Source organism: Aeromicrobium sp. SORGH_AS_0981 (assembly GCF_031453195.1).
Lineage (GTDB): Bacteria > Actinomycetota > Actinomycetes > Propionibacteriales > Nocardioidaceae > Aeromicrobium.
In genome coordinates this window covers 2,385,676-2,402,674 of record NZ_JAVIZD010000001.1, presented here as the reverse complement: position 1 = coordinate 2,402,674, position 16,999 = coordinate 2,385,676, and the positions used below count along the sequence as shown (strand labels likewise).

Below are 16,999 nucleotides of genomic sequence, written 5' to 3'. Positions count from 1 at the left end.
GTCCGACGTATCGAGACCACTCCAAGCTGTCGCTGCGGGGTGGCTCGCGCTGAGCCGTTGCCGGGTGGTCTCGATACGTCCGAGCCTCGCGAGCTCGCTCGGACTACTCGACCAGCAGAACCATCCGCTGGTCGAGTAGCGCGGAGCGGTGAGGCACGAGCGTGCTCCGGGCGTATCGAGACCACTCCACACCCGCGCTGGGGCTCGGCCCGCGCTGATCCGCTGCCGGGTGGTCTCGATACGTCCGAGCCTCGCAAGCTCGCTCGGACTACTCGACCAGCGGAGCGTTCCGCTGGTCGAGTAGGCCGAGCGGCGACGAAGGAGCGCGGTCGGACGTATCGAGACCACTCCACACCCACGCTGGGGCTCGGCCCGCGCTGATCCGCTGCCGGATGGTCTCGATACGTCAGCACGTGCTCGCTGGCGCTCGCCGTCCTGACTACTCGACCAGCGGAATGACTCGCTGGTCGAGTAGGCCGAGCGGCGACGAAGGAGCGCGGTCGGACGTATCGAGACCACTCCACGCTCACGCTGGGGCTCGGCCCGCGCTGAGCCGTTGCCGGGTGGTCTCGATACGTCAGGACGAGCTCGCTGGCGCTCGCCGTCCTGACTACTCGACCAGCGGAACCATCCGCTGGTCGAGTAGTCGCCTCCGCCGAGGGACGAGACGTGTGGCGACGTATCGAGACCACTCCAAGCCGTCGCTGGAGGTCGGCCCGCGCCGGGCCGCTGCCGAGTGGTCTCGATACGTCAGCACGAGCTCGCTGGCGCTCGCCGTCCTGACTACTCGACCAGCGGAATGACTCGCTGGTCGAGTAGGCCGAGCGGCGACGAAGGAGCGCGGTCGGACGTATCGAGACCACTCCACGCTCACGCTGGGGCTCGGCCCGCGCTGATCCGCTGCCGGATGGTCTCGATACGTCAGCACGTGCTCGCTGGCGCTCGCCATCCTGACTACTCGACCAGCGGACGCGTCGACCAGCGGATGCAGGTCAGAAGGTGGCGAGCCAGTTCTCCAGGAGGCGGCGGCCGGCGTCGCCGGACTTCTCCGGGTGGAACTGCGTGGCCCAGAGGGGCCCGTTCTCGACGGCGGCGACGAAGCGGTCGCCGCCGTACTCGGTCCACGTGACCCGCGGGGCGGTGAACGACGTGCCCTCGACGTCGAGCTCCCACCGGCGCACACCGTAGGAGTGCACGAAGTAGAACCGCTCGTCCTCGAGACCGGCGAACATCCTCGAGCCCTCGGGCACCTGGACCGTGTCCCAGCCCATGTGCGGGACGATCGGGGCCTGGATGCGCTCGACCGTGCCGGGCCACTCGCCGCAGCCGACGGAGCGGACACCGTGCTCGATGCCCTCGCCGAAGAGGATCTGCATGCCCACGCAGATGCCCAGCACGGGACGGTTCGCGATGAGCCGGCGCTCGATGATGCGCTCGCCGTCGACCGCGCGCAGCCCCTCCATGCAGGCCGCGAACGCCCCGACGCCGGGCACGAGCAGGCCGTCGGCCGACTCAGCGACCGCCGGGTCGGACGTCAGCGTGACGTCGGCGCCGGCGCGCTCGACCGCACGGACGGCCGAGCGCAGGTTGCCGGAGCCGTAGTCGAGCACCGCGACCGTGGGCCGCGACGTCGCGGTCGGCACTACAGCGCCCCCTTGGTCGACGGGATGCCCGTCTCCCGAGGGTCGATCGCGACGGCCTCGCGCAGTGCCCGCGCGAGCGCCTTGAACTGGCACTCGGCGATGTGGTGCGGGTCGCGACCGGCGGTGAGCGTCATGTGCATCGTCAGGCCCGCGTGGTGGGCGATCGACTCGAACACGTGCGAGGTCAGCGAGCCGGAGTAGTCGCCGCCGATGACGACGGTGATCTGCCGCTCGGGCTCGCCGGTGTGCACGAAGTAGGGCCGACCGGACACGTCGACCGTGCAGGTGGCGATGGCCTCGTCGAGCGGGACGGTCGCGGTGCCGTAGCGGGTGATGCCGGCCTTGTCGCCGAGCGCCTCGCGCAACGCGTCGCCGATGCCGATGGCGGTGTCCTCGACCGTGTGGTGGGCATCGATGTGCAGGTCGCCCTCCGTGCGGACCGTCAGGTCGATGAGCGAGTGCCGCGACAGCGCCGTGAGCATGTGGTCGTAGAAGCCGACGCCGGTGGAGATGTCGTGCTTCCCGGTGCCGTCGAGGTCGAGCTCGACGACGACGTGCGACTCCGAGGTCTTCCGCTCGATGCGGGCAGCCCTGCTGCTCATGCGATGACCTCCTGGAGTGCCGTGAAGAACGCGTCCATCTCGGACGGCGTCCCGATGGAGACGCGCAGCCATCCTAGGGGTCCGGTCTCGCGGATGAGCACGCCACGGTCGACGAGGGCCTGCCAGGTGGCGTGCCGGTCCTCGAAGGTGCCGAAGAGGACGAAGTTGGCGTCGGAGTCGGCGACGGTGAGGCCCAGCTCGCGGAGCCGGTCGGCGGTGCGGTCGCGCTCGACCCGCAGCGCGTCGACGTTGGCGAGCAGCTCGTCGGTGTGCTGGAGCGCCGCCAGCGCGGTGGCCTGCGTGACCGACGACAGGTGGTACGGCAGCCGCACGATGCGCAGGGCGTCGACGACGTCGGCGTGCGCGGCGAGGTACCCGAGGCGACCTCCGGCGAGGGCGAACGCCTTGCTCATGGTGCGCGTGACGATCAACCGTCGGTGGTCGGCGAGCAGCTCGAGCGCGCTGGGCGTGCCTGCGCGCCGGAACTCGGCGTACGCCTCGTCGACGACGACCATGCCGGGTGCGGCGTCGAGCACGGCCCGGGTGTGGGCCGGGTCGAGCGCGGTGCCCGTCGGGTTGTTCGGCGACGTCAGGAACACCACGTCGGGCTGCTCGGCCTCGATGAGCGCGACGGCGGCGGCGACGTCGATGCCGAAGTCGTCACGCCGACGTCCGGCGACCCAGCGGGTGTGGGTGTTGCGCGCGTACTCGGGGTACATCGAGTAGGTCGGCGCGAAGCTGAGCGCCGTGCGCCCCGGCCCCCCGAACGCCTGCAGGACCTGCTGCATGATCTCGTTCGAGCCGTTCGCGGCCCACACGCGCGACGCGTCGAGGTCGACACCGGGCGTGTCCCGCGACAGGTAGGCCGCGAGCCCCTCGCGCAGCGCGGTGGCCTCGCGGTCGGGATAGCGGTTGAGGTCGAGCGCGGCGGCGCGCACGGCCTCGGCGACGTCGGCGGCGGCCGCCTCGCTCGGCCCATACGGGTTCTCGTTGGTGTTGAGCCGCACCGGCACGTCGATCTGCGGCGCGCCGTACGGCTCCTCGTCGCGCAGCTCGTCGCGGATCGGCAGCCACTCGGCGGGGGTGCCGGGCCGTGGGCGGCGATCGGGCTCGGGGACGCTCATCGCGCGTCGGACGCCGGCCGGGCGGTGCGCACGGCGACGGCGGCACCGTGCGACGGGAGGTCCTCGGCGGCGGCCAGCACCTCCACGTGGTGCCCGACCTCGCGCAGGGCGGCCTCGGTGTAGGTGACGACGTGCACGTTCTTGCAGAACGCGCGCACCGAGAGACCGGAGGAGTGGCAGGCACAACCGGCCGTGGGCAGCACGTGGTTGGAGCCGGCGGCGTAGTCGCCGAGGGAGACCGGTGTCCACGCGCCGACGAAGATCGCCCCGGCGTTGACGATGCGTGCGGCGACGCCCGCCGCGTCGGCGGTCTGGATCTCGAGGTGCTCGGCGGCGTACGCGTTGGCGACGTCGACAGCCTGGTCGAGGTCGGCGACCAGCACGATCGCCGACTGCGGTCCGGCGAGCGACGTGCTGATGCGCGCCTGGTGCGTGGCAGTCGGGACCTGGCGCTCCAGCTCGGCGGTCACCGCGTCGGCGAGCGCGTCGCTGGGCGTGACGAGCACGCTGGCCGCCATCGGGTCGTGCTCGGACTGGCTGATGAGGTCGGCCGCGACGAAGGCGGGGTCGGCGGTGTCGTCGGCGATGACGGCGATCTCGGTGGGGCCGGCCTCGGAGTCGATGGCGACCGTGCCCTGCAGGTAGCGCTTGGCGGCGGCCACGTAGATGTTCCCCGGTCCGGTCACGAGGTCGACGGGCCGCACGCTGCCGCCCGTGGCGACGCTGCCGAAGGCGAGCAGCGCGAGGGCCTGCGCTCCCCCGGCCGCGTACACCTCGTCGATGCCGAGCAGCGCGCACGCCGCGAGGATCGTGGGGTGCGGCAGGCCGTCGAACTCGGCCTGCGGGGGCGAGGTGAGGGCGATCGAGCCGACGCCGGCCACCTGTGCCGGGACGGTGTTCATGACGACGGTGCTGACGAGCGGGGCGAGTCCGCCGGGCACGTAGAGGCCCACGCGCTGCATGGGCACGATGCGCCGCTCGACCGTGGCGCCCGGGGCGACGGTGGTGACGACCGTCTGCTCGAGCTCGGCCTCGCACGTGGTGCGCAGCCGGGCGATCGACTCCTCCAGACCGGCGCGGATCGCGGGGTCGAGGTCGCCCAGCGCCTTCTCCAGGTACTCCGGCGCGACGCGCAGCGACGCGGGACGGACGCCGTCGAAGCGCTCGCCGTACTCGAGCACGGCCTCCTCGCCGCGCGCCCGGACGTCGTCGCACAGCGGCCCGACCACGTGCAGCGCGTGCTCGACGTCCTGCTGCGCGCGGGGCAGCTCGGCGGTCGGGTCGGTGCGGAGGTCGAGGCGTCTGATCACGCACTGATTCTAGGGACTGGCCCTGCGCCTAGGATCAGGCCCCGTGACGTCCCGCGACCTGCAGCAGCCGATCGTGGCCGGCGTGGTCACCGCGGTGGTCGGGTTCACGTCGTCGTTCGCGGTCGTGCTCGCGGGGCTGCGTGCCGTCGGCGCCTCGCCCGACGAGGCGGCCAGCGGGCTCCTGGCGCTCACGGTCGCGTTCGGTGTGCTCATGTCGGGGCTCGCGCTGTGGACCCGCCTGCCGGTCACGCTGGCGTGGTCGACGCCGGGCGCGGCGCTGCTCGTGAGCACCGGACCGGTCGAGGGTGGCTGGCCTGCCGCCGTCGGCGCGTTCGTGCTGACCGGCGTGCTGCTCGCCCTCACCGGGCTGGTCCCCTGGCTCGGTCGGCTGGCGGCTGCGATCCCGGTGCCGCTGGCGCAGGCGATGCTGGCCGGGGTGCTGCTGCAGCTGTGCCTCGCGCCGTTCACCGCGTTCGCGGACGCGCCCACCGCGGTCGGCCCGGTCGTGCTGGTGTGGCTGCTCGCGACCCGGTGGGCGCCCCGCTGGGCGGTCCCGCTGGCGCTGCTCGCCGCCTTCGTCGTCATCGGCGTCTCCCTGGCCACGACGGGCACCTCCGTGCCCACCGGGCACCTCCTCCCCCGCCTCGAGCCCACGACCCCGACGCTCACCGTCGCGGCGGTGGTCGGCATCGCCGTGCCACTGACCGTCGTCACGCTCGCCTCGCAGAACGTGCCGGGCGTCGCCGTGATGCGCAGCTTCGGCTTCACCGTGCCGTGGCGCGCGTCGATGGTCACGACCGGGGCGGGGACGTCGGCGGCGGCCGTGTTCGGCGGTCACGCCATCAACCTGGCCGCGATCTCGGCCGCGCTGGCCGCGGGCGACGGGGCGGGTCCACGCGAGCGCCGCTGGGTGGCGGCGTTCACGGCCGGCCTCGTCGCCCTGCTCCTCGCCCTCACCTCCGGTGCGCTGGTCGCGGTCACCGAGGCCGCGCCGGCCGGGATCGTCGAGACGGTCGCCGGCCTGGCGCTGCTCTCGACCTTCGCCGCGTCGATGGTCGCCGCGCTCGCCACCGACGCCGGACGCACGAGCGCCACCGTCACGTTCCTCGTCGCCGCGTCGGGTCTGCAGCTGTTCGGCGTCGGGGCGGCGTTCTGGGCCCTGGTCGTCGGCCTCATCGTGCGGGCGACGCTGGAGCGTCGCACCGCAGGGCCCGTGGAGCAGGAGGAGGCCGCCGATGGCGCGGAAGACGTCCGACGCTGAGGCGACGCCGGCGCTCGCTGCCGTGCTGCGCGCCGGGGTCGAGCACCAGGTGCACCGCTACGTCCACGACCCTCGCTCGACGTCGTACGGCTGGGAGGCGGCCGAGGCGCTGGGCGTCGAGCCCGATCGCATCTTCAAGACGCTGCTCGCCGACGTCGACGGCGAGCTCTGCGTCGCGGTGGTGCCCGTGACCCTCCAGCTCGACCTCAAGGCGTTCGCGTCGACCCTCGGCGGCAAGCGGGCCGCGATGGCCGACCCGGCGCGGGCCGAGCGGGCCACCGGCTACGTCGTCGGGGGCATCTCGCCGCTCGGCCAGAAGCGCACGCACCGCACGGTCGTCGACGAGACCGCGGAGCTGTGGGACACGCTGCACGTGTCGGGTGGGCGGCGCGGGCTCGAGATCGAGCTCTCCCCCGCCGACCTGCTGCGGCTCACGGGTGGAGTGCCGGGGCCGATCGCTCGCTGACGTCGGGGCGTCGGCCGGCCGCCCAGGTGACGACGAAGACGCCGACGAGCCCCGCGATCGCCCACACCACGAAGGATGCCGGCGAGTCGACGGCCAGCTGGGCCGGGATCCGGGTGCCGATGGGCAGGTCGCGGGACGCCAGGGGGCCCTCCGGTCCGAGCTCGACACCGAGGCGCCAGGTGAGCACCGACGCGGCCAGCGTGGCCCCGACGGTCAGCGGCACGACGACCCAGCCGAGACGGCGCAGGACGAAGCCGGCCACGAGGCCCCAGAGCGCTGCCACGGCCGCCCCGATGACGACGAACAACAGCTCGACGCCGACCTGGGCACCCGAGGCCTCCTCGGTGAGCACGACACCCTGCTGCGTGACCTCCCACTGCGGCGGCGACGCGAGCGCGACCCACAACGCTGCGGCACCTCCCGCGAGCACGAGCAGGACCACCACCAGGGCGACCACCTGCACGACCGTGCGCCTCATTCCTGATCCCTTCATCCCAGGCAATGCGGCCCCAGGAGCTCCTTGAGGTCGGCGATGAGCGACGAGGAGGGCTTGACCCGCAGGCTGTCGTCAAGACGCATGACCTTGGTGGTACCGGTGCCGACGAGGCGCAGGTGCACCTCGGTCATGCCGGGGTGGCTGCCCAGCACCTGCTTGAACGTGCCGATGGTGTCGCTCGTGCACCGCGCGACCGGCAGCGTGACGACGACGGGGGCGTCGGCCTGCCCGCCCGAGCCCATGGCCGGCATGGTCACCTCGAGCGCGTTGAGCTCGACGCTGTCGTCCTTGCGGCGCAGGCGTCCCTTGACGACCACGACGGTGTCGGGCACGAGCACGGGCGCGGCGAGGTTGTACGCGCCGGGGAAGACCATCACGTCGATGCTGCCGTCGAGGTCCTCGACCGTCACGAGCGCCCAGGTGTCGCCCTTCTTGCTGAGCCGGCGCTGGACCGCGGTGATCAGGCCGCACACCCGCACGGTCGTGCCGTCGGGGCGCTCGGCGTCGGCGATGAGATCGCCGATCGAGCAGTCGCTGCTGGCCTTCAGCACGTGCTCCAGCCCCATGAGCGGGTGGTCGGAGACGTAGAGGCCGAGCATGTCGCGCTCGAACGCGAGGAGCTGGGTCTTCTCCCACTCCGGCATGTCCGGCACGCTGACGGTGACGCCCGTGAACGCGTCGTCCATCCCGCCGAACAGGGAGTCCTGGCCGATCGCGGCGTTGCGCTTGAGGTCGATGTACTGGTCGACCGCGTCCTCGGCGATCGTCGTCAGGGCGCGACGACGGTGGCCCAGCGAGTCGAACGCACCGGCCTTGATGAGGGAGTCGAGCACGCGCTTGTTGCAGACGTGCGTGGGCACCTTGTCGAGGAAGTCGGTGAAGTCCTGGTACGGACCGTTCTCCTCCCGGCCCGCGACGATGCCGGCCACGACGTTCTCGCCGACGTTGCGCACGGCGCTGAGCCCGAAGCGGATGTCCTCGCCCACCGAGGCGAAGTTCGAGACGGAGTCGTTGACGTCCGGCGGCAGCACCTGGATGCCGAGCCGGCGGCACTCCGCGAGGTAGATGGCCGACTTGTCCTTGTCGCCGCGGGTGCTCGTGAGCAGCGCGGCCATGTACTCGGCCGGGTAGTTGGCCTTGAGGTAGGCGGTCCAGTAGGAGATGACGCCGTACGCGGCGGAGTGGGCCTTGTTGAAGGCGTAGTCGGAGAACGGGAGCAGGATCTCCCACAGCGCGGTGATGGCCGCCTGGGAGTAGCCGCGCTCGAGCATGCCGGCCTGGAAGCCCGCGTACTGCTTGTCGAGCTCCTCCTTCTTCTTCTTGCCCATCGCGCGACGCAGGTTGTCGGCCTGTCCGAGGCTGAACCCGGCCAGGACCTGGGCGATCTCCATCACCTGCTCCTGGTAGACGATCAGGCCGTACGTCTCCCCCAGGACGTCCTTGAGCGGCTCCTCCAGCTCGGGGTGGATCGGCTCGATCGCCTCGCGGCCGTTCTTGCGCCGCGCGTACTTGTTGTGCGAGTCCGCGCCCATCGGTCCGGGGCGGTACAGCGCGCCGACGGCCGAGATGTCCTCGAACTTGTCCGGACGCATGCTGCGCAGCAGGGCCCGCATGGGTCCGCCGTCGAGCTGGAACACGCCGAGCGTGTCACCACGCGACAGCAGGTCGTAGGTGGCCGGGTCGTCGAACGTGAGGTCCTCCAGGACGACCTCCTCGCCCCGGTTGGCCTTGATGTTGAGGAGGGCGTCGTCGAGGACGGTCAGGTTGCGCAGACCCAGGAAGTCCATCTTGACCAGCCCGAGCGACTCGCACATCGGGTAGTCGAACTGGGTGATGATCGCGCCGTCCTGCTCGCGACGCATGATCGGCACGATGTCGACGAGCGGCTCGCTGCTCATGATGACGCCGGCCGCGTGCACGCCCCAGTTGCGGATCTGGCCCTCGAGGCCGAGCGCCGTCTCGTAGATCTTGCGGACCTCGGCGTCGCTCTCGTGGAGCTCGCGGAACTCCTTGCCGTCGTTGTAACGCTTGTGGCTCGGGTCGAACAGCTGCTTGAGCGGCACGCCCTTGCCCATGATGTCGGCGGGCAGCGCCTTGCTGATCCGCTCGCCCATGCTGAACGGGTAGTCGAGGACGCGGTTGGCGTCCTTGATGGCGGCCTTGGACTTCAGCCGTCCGAAGGTGGCGATGTAGGCGACGCGGTCGTTGCCGTACTTCTCGCTGACGTACCGGATGACCTCCGCGCGCCGACGCTCGTCGAAGTCGATGTCGAAGTCGGGCATCGACGGACGCTCGGGGTTGAGGAAGCGCTCGAAGATCAGGCCGTGGGTGAGGGGGCAGAGGTCGGTGATGCGCAGCGCGTACGCGGCGATCGAGCCCGCGCCGGAGCCACGACCCGGACCGACCCGGATGCCGTTGTCCTTCGACCAGTTGATGAAGTCGGCGACCACGAGGTAGTAGCCGCAGTAGCCCTTGGTCTTGATGACCTCGAGCTCCATCTCGACGCGGTCGCGCACCTCCTGGGTGAGCGCGTCGCCCGGGTAGCGCGACTCGATCCCGCGCCACACCTCCTTGACGAACCAGCTCTCCTCGGTCTCGCCCTCAGGGACGTCGGCCCGTGCCATGTAGCCGCCGGTGTTCTCGGAGAACTCGACATCGCAGCGCTCGGCGATGAGCAGCGTGTTGTCGCACGCTTCCTTCATGCCGTAGCGGTCCTCCCACAGCTCGCGCATCTCCGCCGCGGACTTCACGTAGTAGCCGCCGCCGTCGAACTTGAGCCGCTTCGGGTCGGCGATCGACTTGCCCGACGCGACGCAGATGAGCGCGTCGTGCGCGTCGGCGTCCTCGGGGTGCGTGTAGTGGCAGTCGTTGGTGGCCACCGGGGGCAGCCCGAGCTGCTTGCCCAGGCGCAGGAGGTCGTCGCGGACCTCACGCTCGATCGGGATGCCGTGGTCCATCAGCTCGAGGAAGAAGTTCCCCTTGCCGAAGATGTCCTGGAAGTCCGACGCCGCCTGGACGGCCTCGTCGTACTGCCCGAGCCGCAGCCGGGTCTGGACCTCGCCCGACGGGCAGCCCGTGGTGGCGATCAGCCCGGAGCTGTACTCGGCGAGCAGCTCGCGGTCGGCGCGGGGCTTGTAGTAGTAGCCCTCGAGGCTCGAGCGCGACGACAGCCGGAAGAGGTTGTGCATGCCCTCCGTCGTGGAGGCCAGCATCGTCATGTGCGTGTAGGCGCCGCCACCGGCGACGTCCTTGCCGCCCTCCTCCTCGTCGCCCGTGAGACCACGGCCCCACTTGACCTTGCGCCGCTCGCTGCGGTGCGTGCCGGGCGTCAGGTAGGCCTCGATGCCGATGATCGGCTTGACGCCGTGCTTGCGGGCCTTGGACCAGAAGTCGTAGGCGCCGTGCACGTTGCCGTGGTCGGTCATCGCGATGGCCGGCATGCCGAGCTCGGCGGTGCGCGCGAACATGCCGTCGAGCAGTGCGTGACCGTCGAGCATCGAGTACTCCGTGTGGTTGTGCAGGTGCACGAAGGACGAGTCGCTCGGCATCGGGTGATGCGCCTCCAGACATGGCGGACGGACGGCCCCGAGGGGCGGTGGAGGGGAAGGAGGCCAGCCTACGCGAGGGTCCCGACCCGTCCCGCCAGCACACGCGGGGACGGGTCGGGATCGGGGCCTCAGCGCGCGGCGGAGACCCGGTAGCGGCGGATCGAGAGGGGCACGAAGACCACGAGGATCAGCGCCACCCAGAGCAGCGTGTACAGCACCGGGTGCTGCAGGCTCCACGCCGTGCTGTCGACCGGCCCCGCGGGCACGTTGCCGAACAGCTCGCGGCACGCCTGGGTGACCGCCGAGACCGGGTTCCACTCCACGAACGGGCGCAGGAAGGAGTTGAAGTCCTGCGTCGGGACGAAGGCGTTCGAGACGAAGGTGAGCGGCATGATGACGATGAACGAGGCGTTGTTGATGACCTCGACGCTCGGCACGATCAGCCCCACCCAGGCCATGACCCAGCTGACCGCGTAGGCGAACAGCAGGAGCAGCAGGAACCCGGCCAGCATGTCGAGGACGCCCTCGCGCGCCCGCCAGCCGACGAGCAGGCCGGTGAGCGCCATGATGACGAGCGACAGGACGTTGTAGATGATGTCGGACGTCGTGCGGCCCACGAGGACGGCCGACGGCGACATCGGCAGCGACCGGAAGCGGTCGATGATGCCCTTCTGCATGTCCTCGGCCAGGCCCGCACCCGTGAACGTCGCGCCGAACACGACGGTCTGGGCGAAGATGCCGCCGATGAGGAACTCGCGGTAGTTCAGGCCCTCGCCCGCGTCGATCGCGCCGCCGAAGACGAACGCGAACAGCAGGACGAACATGATCGGCGAGATCAGGACGAACACGAGGATCTCGGGGACCCGCTTGATCTTGATGACGTTGCGCTTGGCGACGACCCAGCCGTCGCTCACGACCCTGGTGGCGTTCATGCGGTGGCCTCGTCCTTCTGGTCGGTGGCGGTGTCCGACGCGGTCGCGTGACCGGTCAGGCTGAGGAAGACGTCGTCGAGCGTCGGACGGCGCAGTCCGACGTCGACGACGGCGAGCTGCTGCTCCTGCAGGGCCTGCAGGACGGTGGCGAGCCGCGCGACGCCGTCGGTGACGGGCGCGGACAGGCCACGGCCGTTCGCGTCGACCTGCACCTCTGCCGTGGCGACGGTCGCGAGGAGCCGGGCGGCGGCGTCGCGGTCGGCGGGGTCGGCGACGACGACCTCGACCCGCTCGCCACCCGTCCGGGCCTTCAGCTCGTCGGCGGTGCCGCGGGCGATGGCACGGCCGGAGTCGATGACGACGATCTCGTCGGCGAGCACGTCGGCCTCCTCGAGGTACTGCGTGGTGAGCAGGAGGGTGGCGCCCGAGCGGACGAGCTCCTGGATGACGCCCCACATCTGCTGCCGCGCGCGGACGTCGAGCCCGGTGGTCGGCTCGTCGAGGATGATCACCGGCGGGGCCGCGACGAGCGCGCCGGCGAGGTCGAGGCGGCGTCGCATGCCGCCGGAGTAGGTCTTGGAGGGGCGGTCCCCCGCGTCGGCGAGGTCGAAGCGCTCCAGCAGCTCACGCGCGCGGTCGCGGGCCTGGGCGCGACCCATGCCGTAGAGCCGACCGATCATGTCGAGGTTCTCGAAGCCGGTGAGGTACTCGTCGACGGCGGCGTACTGGCCCGAGAGGCCGATCCGCGCCTTGACGCCCTCGGGGTCCTTCGCGACGTCGACCCCGGCGACCTCGGCGGTGCCGCCGTCGGCCTTGAGCAGCGTGGCGAGGATGCGCACGGCGGTGGTCTTGCCCGCCCCGTTGGGACCGAGCAGGCCCAGGACGGTGCCCTCGGGCACCGACAGGTCGAGTCCGGACAGCGCCTCGACCCCCTTGTAGCGCTTGACGAGCCCGGTGGCCCGGATCATGTCGGCCATCAACCATCTCTCCGCCCTGTGTTCCGGGATGGAACACCTGGGGACGATCATGCCCTGTCGCGCCGACAGAACTCATCGTCCGAAGGGATGAGATCCGGACCCCGAGCGGGCTCAGTCCTGGCGGTAGCTGGCGAGGAAGTTGCCGAGGCGCTGGATGGCGTCGCGCAGGTCCTGCGCCCACGGCAGCGTGACGATGCGCAGGTGGTCGGGGTCGGGCCAGTTGAAGCCCGTGCCCTGCGTCAGGAGGATCTTCTCCTTGAGGAGCAGGTCGAGCACGAGCTGCTGGTCGTCGCGGATCTCGTGCACCTCGGGATCGAGCCGCGGGAACACGTAGAGGGCGCCCTTGGGCTCCACGACGGACACGCCCGGGATGGCGTTGAGCTCCTTGACGGCGGTGTCGCGCTGCTCGACCAGGCGGCCGCCGGGCAGCACGAGGTCCTTGATGCTCTGGTACCCGCCGAGCGCCACCTGGATGGCGTTCTGGGCCGGGACGTTGGGGCACAGCCGCATCGACGCGAGCAGCGTGATGCCCTCGAGGTAGTCGCGCGCGCCCTCGAGCGGTCCGGTGACCACGAGCCACGCCGCGCGGTAGCCGCACACCCGGTAGGCCTTGGACAGGCCGTTGAAGGTCAGCGTGAGGACGTCGGGCGCGAGCGTCGCGAGCGAGACGTGCTCGGCGTCGTCGTAGAGGATCTTGTCGTAGATCTCGTCGGCCATGAGGACGAGCCCGTGCCGGCGCGCGAGGTCGGCGATGCCGGCGAGCGTCTCCCGCGAGTAGACCGCGCCCGTCGGGTTGTTCGGGTTGATGACGACGATGACCTTCGTGCGCTCGGTGATCTTGGACTCGAGGTCCTCGAGGTCGGGGTTCCACTCGTTCTGCTCGTCGCACCGGTAGTGCACGGGCGTGCCGCCGGCGAGATTGGTCACGGCCGTCCAGAGCGGGTAGTCCGGGATGGGGATGAGCACCTCGTCGCCGTTGTCGAGCAACGCCTGCAGGGCCATCTGGATGAGCTCGGAGACGCCGTTGCCGATCCACACGTCGTCGACGTCGAGCGCCGGGAAGCCGTCGACCAGCTGGTAGTGGTGCACGACGGCGCGACGGGCCGACTGGATGCCGCGCGAGTCGGAGTAGCCGGCGGAGTCGGGCAGGGCGGCGATGACGTCCTGCAGGATCTCCGCGGGCGCGTCGAACCCGAACGGCTGCGGGTTGCCGATGTTGAGCTTGAGGATCCGGTGCCCCTCGGCCTCCAGGGCGGCGGCGCGGGCACTCACGGGTCCGCGGATGTCGTAGAGGACGTCCCTCAGCTTCTCGGACTGGCGCACACGCTGGCTGGGCATGCCGTCATCCTCCCAGACGCCCCTCCCCACCCCGCTGAGTGTGACGCCGCTCCCCCTGAGTGTGACGTTCGCGGGCCAGAATCCCAGGAATCGGCCCGCGAACGTCACGCTCAGCGGGGTGTGGACGGCGGGATGACCGCGCGCCAGGTCGACGCGACGGTGGGACCATGCACGCCCGTCGCACCGCGCACCACCTTCGGACGGGCCTGACCCCCGACGTGGCCCGCGGTCCGACGATGGAGCGCCGCGCCCATGGGCTGTTGCGGCCAGCCGGGCTCGACGCGGCCGCGCACGTGCAGCGGGTCGACGACGCCGTCGGGCTGCTTCTCCCCGGCACGGCGCTCGGCGGCTGGGCCTCGCTGTTCCTCCAGGGCAACGACTGGTTCGACGGGCGGACCGGCGACGGGGTGCGGCCGGCGCTGGTCCACTGCTCGCCCGGCACCCAGCTCCGACGTCGCGACGTGATCACGCCGTTCCGCGGCCGGATCCTTGCCGAGGAGCTCACGGCGGTCGACGTCGGGGAGCGTGTCGCTGTGACGACGCTCGCTCGAGCCGCCTTCGACGAAGCGCGTACGGCACCGGACCTGCGGGCCGCCGTCGTCGCGATCGACATGGCGGTCAGCGCCACGCACCGCCGGCCCCGTACGACGCTGGACGCCGTGCGTCGGGTCGAGGCTCGTCACGTCAAGGTCCGCGGAGTCGTGCAGGTCCGCAGGGCTCTCGACCTCGCCTCCGAACGCTCTGCCAGCCCGGCCGAGACCCGCACCCGGCTCGTCGCCCAGCTCGACGCAGGTCTGACGGGCCTTCGGGTCAACGCTCCACTCTTCGACCTCGACGGTGCCCTGCTCGGGGTCGCCGACCTCGTCGACCCCGAGACCGGACTGGTGATCGAGACCGACGGGGCCGGGCACCGTGAGATCGAGCAGCACACGCTCGACAACCGTCGAGAGGAGGCGTTCGAGCGCGCCGGGTGCGTGGTCGTGCGCGCGACGGCCCTCGACCATCGCGATCGGTGGGGCCTGAGCGCGCGCATCGTCCGAGGCCGACTCGACGCCGCCCGCACGTCTCGACGTCGCTGGACGCTCGACCCTCCCCGGTGGTGGTCCACCTGGCCGGGCGCCCGCCCCTGGCTCTGACCCGCTGAGTGTGACGTTTGCGGGCCGAAAAGCGCGGATCCACCCCGCAAACGTCACACTCAGCGGGGTGGGGGTGAGGGTGGTGGGGGTGGGTCAGTGGGCGTCGCGGACGACGTCGAGGGCGTGGGCGAGGTCGGCCGGGTAGGGGCTCTCGAAGTCGACGCGCTCGCCCGTGGTCGGGTGGTCGAAGCCGAGGTGGACGGCGTGCAGCCACTGCCGGTCGAGCCCGACCCGGGCCGCGAGCGTCGGGTCGGCGCCGTACTGCAGGTCGCCGACGCAGGGGTGGTGCAGCGCGCTCATGTGCACGCGGATCTGGTGCGTGCGTCCCGTCTCGAGCTTGATGGTCAGCAGCGACGCGAACCGGTGCGCCTCGAGCGTGTCGTAGTGCGTGACGCTGGGCCGGCCGTCGGCGCGCACCGTGAACTTGAAGTCGTGCTTCGGGTGCCGGGCGATCGGGGCCTCGATCGTGCCCGTGTGCGGGTCGGGGTGACCCTGCACGAGCGAGTGGTACGTCTTCTCCACCGTGCGGTCGCGGAACGCCTGCTTGAGGACGCTGTACGCCCGCTCGGACTTCGCGATCGTCATGAGGCCGCTCGTGCCGACGTCGAGCCGTTGCACGATGCCCTGCCGCTCCGGCGCGCCCGACGTGGAGATGCGGACACCGGCGCCGGCCAGGTGCCCGACGACGGTGGGCCCCTCCCACCCGACGCTGGGGTGGGCGGCGACGCCGACGGGCTTGTCGACGACGACGATGTCGTCGTCCTGGTAGACGATGCTCATGCCCTCGACCTGCTCGGCGACGACGGTCGCGACCCGGGGCGCGGGAATGGTGGCCTCGAGCAGCGCGCCGGGCTCGACGCGCTCGGACTTCTGCGGCACCTGGCCGTCGAGGAGCACGTGGCCCTCGGCGACCAGCTCGCTCGCGCGGGTGCGCGACAGTCCCAGCAGACGCGCGAGGGCGGAGTCGACCCGCTCACCGGCGAGGCCCTCGGGCACCGAGATGACCCGGTGCTCCTGCCCGACCTCGGCGCTCATGCGCGGTCCTTCGCGCCGGACTCGTCCGCCTCGGCCCGGGTGCCGTCGATGCCGACGCCCTGCCAGGTGCGGATGACGACGAGGACGGCCGCGACGGTCAGGTAGATGTCGGCGACGTTCCCGACGAAGAGGCCGCCGTAGTCGATGAAGTCGACGACGTGGCCGCGGAAGGGTCCGGGCTCGCGGAAGACGCGATCGGTGAGGTTGCCGAGCGCGCCGGCGAGCAGCAGCACCAGCGCCACGGTCCAGACCCGGTCGCGCAGCCGGGCCGCGAGCCGCACGACGGCGACGCAGACCGCGACGGCGACCAGGCTGAGCAGCACCGTCATGGAGGCGCCCATGCCGAACGCCGCGCCAGGGTTGCGCAGGAAGGTCAGCTCGAGCACGCCAGGCACGAGGCGGATCGGCTCGGCGCGGTCGGCGAGCCGGTCGACGGCGAGCACCTTGGTGAGCTGGTCGACCACCCAGGCGACGGCGACGACGGCGAGGAACAGCGGCACGACCCGACGACGGGGCGTGGGCACGGAGGCCGCTTCGGAGGATTCAGGCATCGCCGTCATCGTCCCACGGGGACCCACGCGCAGGGTCAGCGACGCTCCTCGCGCTGCTTGCACGCCTTGCAGAGCGTGGCGCGCGGGAAGGCCTGCAGGCGCAGCTTGCCGATCGGCTCGCCACACGTCTCGCAGGCCCCGTACGTGCCCTTGCCCAGCCGGTCGAGCGCCTTCTCGGTCTGCAGCAGGAGGACGCGCTGGTTCGCGGCGAGCGACATCTCCGCGTCCCGCTCGAGGCTCGTGGAGCCGACGTCGGCCTGGTCGTTGCCGGCGCCGTCGACGCCGTCGCGCAGCAGGTCCTGCAGCTCCTTGGCGGAGAGGTCGAGCTCCTTGCGGAGCCGGACGAGGTCGTCCTCCAGCTCGGCGCGGACGGCCGCGGTCTCGTCGGAGGTCCAGGGATCCTCGTCGCCCCGCACGGCCAGGGTGGTCTCGGTCATGCGGGAACAGTAGACCCGGGCCCCTAGAGGCACAACTTCGCCCAGGGCGCGGTCGCGCCGACGGGCGGAGTACGCTGGCTCCAGCAGCGTCCGAGCCGTCATCAGCGGCGAGCTTCCGGAAGAACGGGCCTCCCCCAAGGCCT

General features: G+C 71.5%; 15 protein-coding genes. 3 read left to right on the top strand and 12 right to left on the bottom strand.

What is annotated here, in order from left to right; all coding sequences use genetic code 11:
- Positions 1-992: 992 nt before the first annotated feature.
- From hisH to hisD, 4 genes are read right to left on the bottom strand one after another with little or no spacing between them, the layout of a single operon-like run.
- The gene (hisH, locus tag QE370_RS12135) at positions 993-1,643 is read right to left on the bottom strand and encodes an imidazole glycerol phosphate synthase subunit HisH (RefSeq protein ID WP_253024484.1); all 651 of its coding nucleotides are present in this window, start codon (positions 1,641-1,643) and stop codon (positions 993-995) included.
- Positions 1,643-2,245, bottom strand: coding sequence for an imidazoleglycerol-phosphate dehydratase HisB (hisB, locus tag QE370_RS12130; protein WP_253024471.1), 603 nt, complete (start codon positions 2,243-2,245; stop codon positions 1,643-1,645). The genes hisH and hisB overlap by 1 nt, the downstream gene beginning before the upstream one ends.
- Positions 2,242-3,369, bottom strand: a complete 1,128-nt coding sequence (locus QE370_RS12125) for a histidinol-phosphate transaminase (protein WP_309634509.1) — start codon at positions 3,367-3,369, stop codon at positions 2,242-2,244. Before QE370_RS12125 ends, hisB begins: the two co-directional genes overlap by 4 nt.
- On the bottom strand, positions 3,366-4,679 hold the full coding sequence (gene hisD / locus QE370_RS12120) for a histidinol dehydrogenase (RefSeq protein WP_309634508.1): 1,314 nt from the start codon (positions 4,677-4,679) through the stop codon (positions 3,366-3,368). The genes QE370_RS12125 and hisD overlap by 4 nt, the downstream gene beginning before the upstream one ends.
- 43 nt (positions 4,680-4,722) lie before the next feature.
- Here hisD and QE370_RS12115 point away from each other — a divergent pair, with 43 nt between their 5' ends.
- Both QE370_RS12115 and ybaK read left to right on the top strand, forming a co-directional pair.
- On the top strand, positions 4,723-5,940 hold the full coding sequence (locus QE370_RS12115; protein WP_309634507.1) for a benzoate/H(+) symporter BenE family transporter: 1,218 nt from the start codon (positions 4,723-4,725) through the stop codon (positions 5,938-5,940).
- Complete coding sequence (gene ybaK / locus QE370_RS12110) at positions 5,915-6,406, top strand: Cys-tRNA(Pro) deacylase (protein WP_309634506.1); 492 nt, start codon at positions 5,915-5,917, stop codon at positions 6,404-6,406. The genes QE370_RS12115 and ybaK overlap by 26 nt, the downstream gene beginning before the upstream one ends.
- Here ybaK and QE370_RS12105 read toward each other — a convergent pair.
- The 5 genes from QE370_RS12105 to QE370_RS12085 all read right to left on the bottom strand — a co-directional run bounded on the left by QE370_RS12105 (position 6,372) and on the right by QE370_RS12085 (position 13,697).
- On the bottom strand, positions 6,372-6,884 hold the full coding sequence (locus tag QE370_RS12105) for a hypothetical protein (RefSeq protein WP_309634505.1): 513 nt from the start codon (positions 6,882-6,884) through the stop codon (positions 6,372-6,374). The two genes, ybaK and QE370_RS12105, sit on opposite strands and share 35 nt — an antisense overlap.
- Before the next feature lie 11 nt (positions 6,885-6,895).
- Positions 6,896-10,450, bottom strand: a complete 3,555-nt coding sequence (gene dnaE, locus QE370_RS12100) for a DNA polymerase III subunit alpha (RefSeq protein ID WP_253024459.1) — start codon at positions 10,448-10,450, stop codon at positions 6,896-6,898.
- A gap of 128 nt (positions 10,451-10,578) precedes the next feature.
- The gene (locus QE370_RS12095; protein ID WP_309634504.1) at positions 10,579-11,382 is read right to left on the bottom strand and encodes an ABC transporter permease; all 804 of its coding nucleotides are present in this window, start codon (positions 11,380-11,382) and stop codon (positions 10,579-10,581) included.
- A complete protein-coding gene (locus QE370_RS12090) occupies positions 11,379-12,359 on the bottom strand; it encodes an ATP-binding cassette domain-containing protein (RefSeq protein ID WP_309634503.1) in 981 nt (326 codons plus the stop codon). Before QE370_RS12090 ends, QE370_RS12095 begins: the two co-directional genes overlap by 4 nt.
- A 111-nt stretch (positions 12,360-12,470) precedes the next feature.
- A complete protein-coding gene (locus tag QE370_RS12085) occupies positions 12,471-13,697 on the bottom strand; it encodes a pyridoxal phosphate-dependent aminotransferase (protein WP_067858238.1) in 1,227 nt (408 codons plus the stop codon).
- Between the two features lie 167 nt (positions 13,698-13,864).
- Here QE370_RS12085 and QE370_RS12080 point away from each other — a divergent pair, with 167 nt between their 5' ends.
- A complete protein-coding gene (locus tag QE370_RS12080; RefSeq protein WP_309634502.1) occupies positions 13,865-14,833 on the top strand; it encodes a hypothetical protein in 969 nt (322 codons plus the stop codon).
- A gap of 93 nt (positions 14,834-14,926) precedes the next feature.
- Here the strand turns inward: QE370_RS12080 and QE370_RS12075 are convergent, their stop codons facing one another.
- Genes QE370_RS12075 through QE370_RS12065 form a run of 3 tightly spaced genes read right to left on the bottom strand, consistent with a single transcriptional unit; the run spans position 14,927 to position 16,856 of the window.
- Positions 14,927-15,868 carry an RluA family pseudouridine synthase gene (locus QE370_RS12075; protein ID WP_309634501.1) on the bottom strand — a complete coding sequence of 314 codons (942 nt, stop codon included), beginning with the start codon at positions 15,866-15,868 and terminating at the stop codon, positions 14,927-14,929.
- Entirely contained in the window at positions 15,865-16,419 is a 555-nt protein-coding gene (gene lspA / locus QE370_RS12070; RefSeq protein WP_309634500.1) for a signal peptidase II, read from the bottom strand. The genes QE370_RS12075 and lspA overlap by 4 nt, the downstream gene beginning before the upstream one ends.
- Before the next feature lie 35 nt (positions 16,420-16,454).
- Complete coding sequence (locus tag QE370_RS12065; protein ID WP_253024451.1) at positions 16,455-16,856, bottom strand: TraR/DksA C4-type zinc finger protein; 402 nt, start codon at positions 16,854-16,856, stop codon at positions 16,455-16,457.
- Positions 16,857-16,999 lie beyond the last annotated feature (143 nt).

Excerpts from the sequence above, each read along its gene's own strand:
- dnaE (WP_253024459.1), bottom strand. The coding sequence starts at position 10,450 with ATGCCGAGCGACTCGTCCTTCGTGCACCTGCACAACCACACGGAGTAC.
- hisB (WP_253024471.1), bottom strand. The coding sequence starts at position 2,245 with ATGAGCAGCAGGGCTGCCCGCATCGAGCGGAAGACCTCGGAGTCGCAC.
- QE370_RS12095 (WP_309634504.1), bottom strand. The coding sequence starts at position 11,382 with ATGAACGCCACCAGGGTCGTGAGCGACGGCTGGGTCGTCGCCAAGCGC.
- QE370_RS12065 (WP_253024451.1), bottom strand. The coding sequence starts at position 16,856 with ATGACCGAGACCACCCTGGCCGTGCGGGGCGACGAGGATCCCTGGACC.
- QE370_RS12075 (WP_309634501.1), bottom strand. The coding sequence starts at position 15,868 with ATGAGCGCCGAGGTCGGGCAGGAGCACCGGGTCATCTCGGTGCCCGAG.
- QE370_RS12105 (WP_309634505.1), bottom strand. The coding sequence starts at position 6,884 with ATGAGGCGCACGGTCGTGCAGGTGGTCGCCCTGGTGGTGGTCCTGCTC.
- QE370_RS12080 (WP_309634502.1), top strand. The coding sequence starts at position 13,865 with ATGCACGCCCGTCGCACCGCGCACCACCTTCGGACGGGCCTGACCCCC.
- QE370_RS12085 (WP_067858238.1), bottom strand. The coding sequence starts at position 13,697 with ATGCCCAGCCAGCGTGTGCGCCAGTCCGAGAAGCTGAGGGACGTCCTC.
- QE370_RS12090 (WP_309634503.1), bottom strand. The coding sequence starts at position 12,359 with ATGGCCGACATGATCCGGGCCACCGGGCTCGTCAAGCGCTACAAGGGG.
- ybaK (WP_309634506.1), top strand. The coding sequence starts at position 5,915 with ATGGCGCGGAAGACGTCCGACGCTGAGGCGACGCCGGCGCTCGCTGCC.
- QE370_RS12125 (WP_309634509.1), bottom strand. The coding sequence starts at position 3,369 with ATGAGCGTCCCCGAGCCCGATCGCCGCCCACGGCCCGGCACCCCCGCC.
- lspA (WP_309634500.1), bottom strand. The coding sequence starts at position 16,419 with ATGCCTGAATCCTCCGAAGCGGCCTCCGTGCCCACGCCCCGTCGTCGG.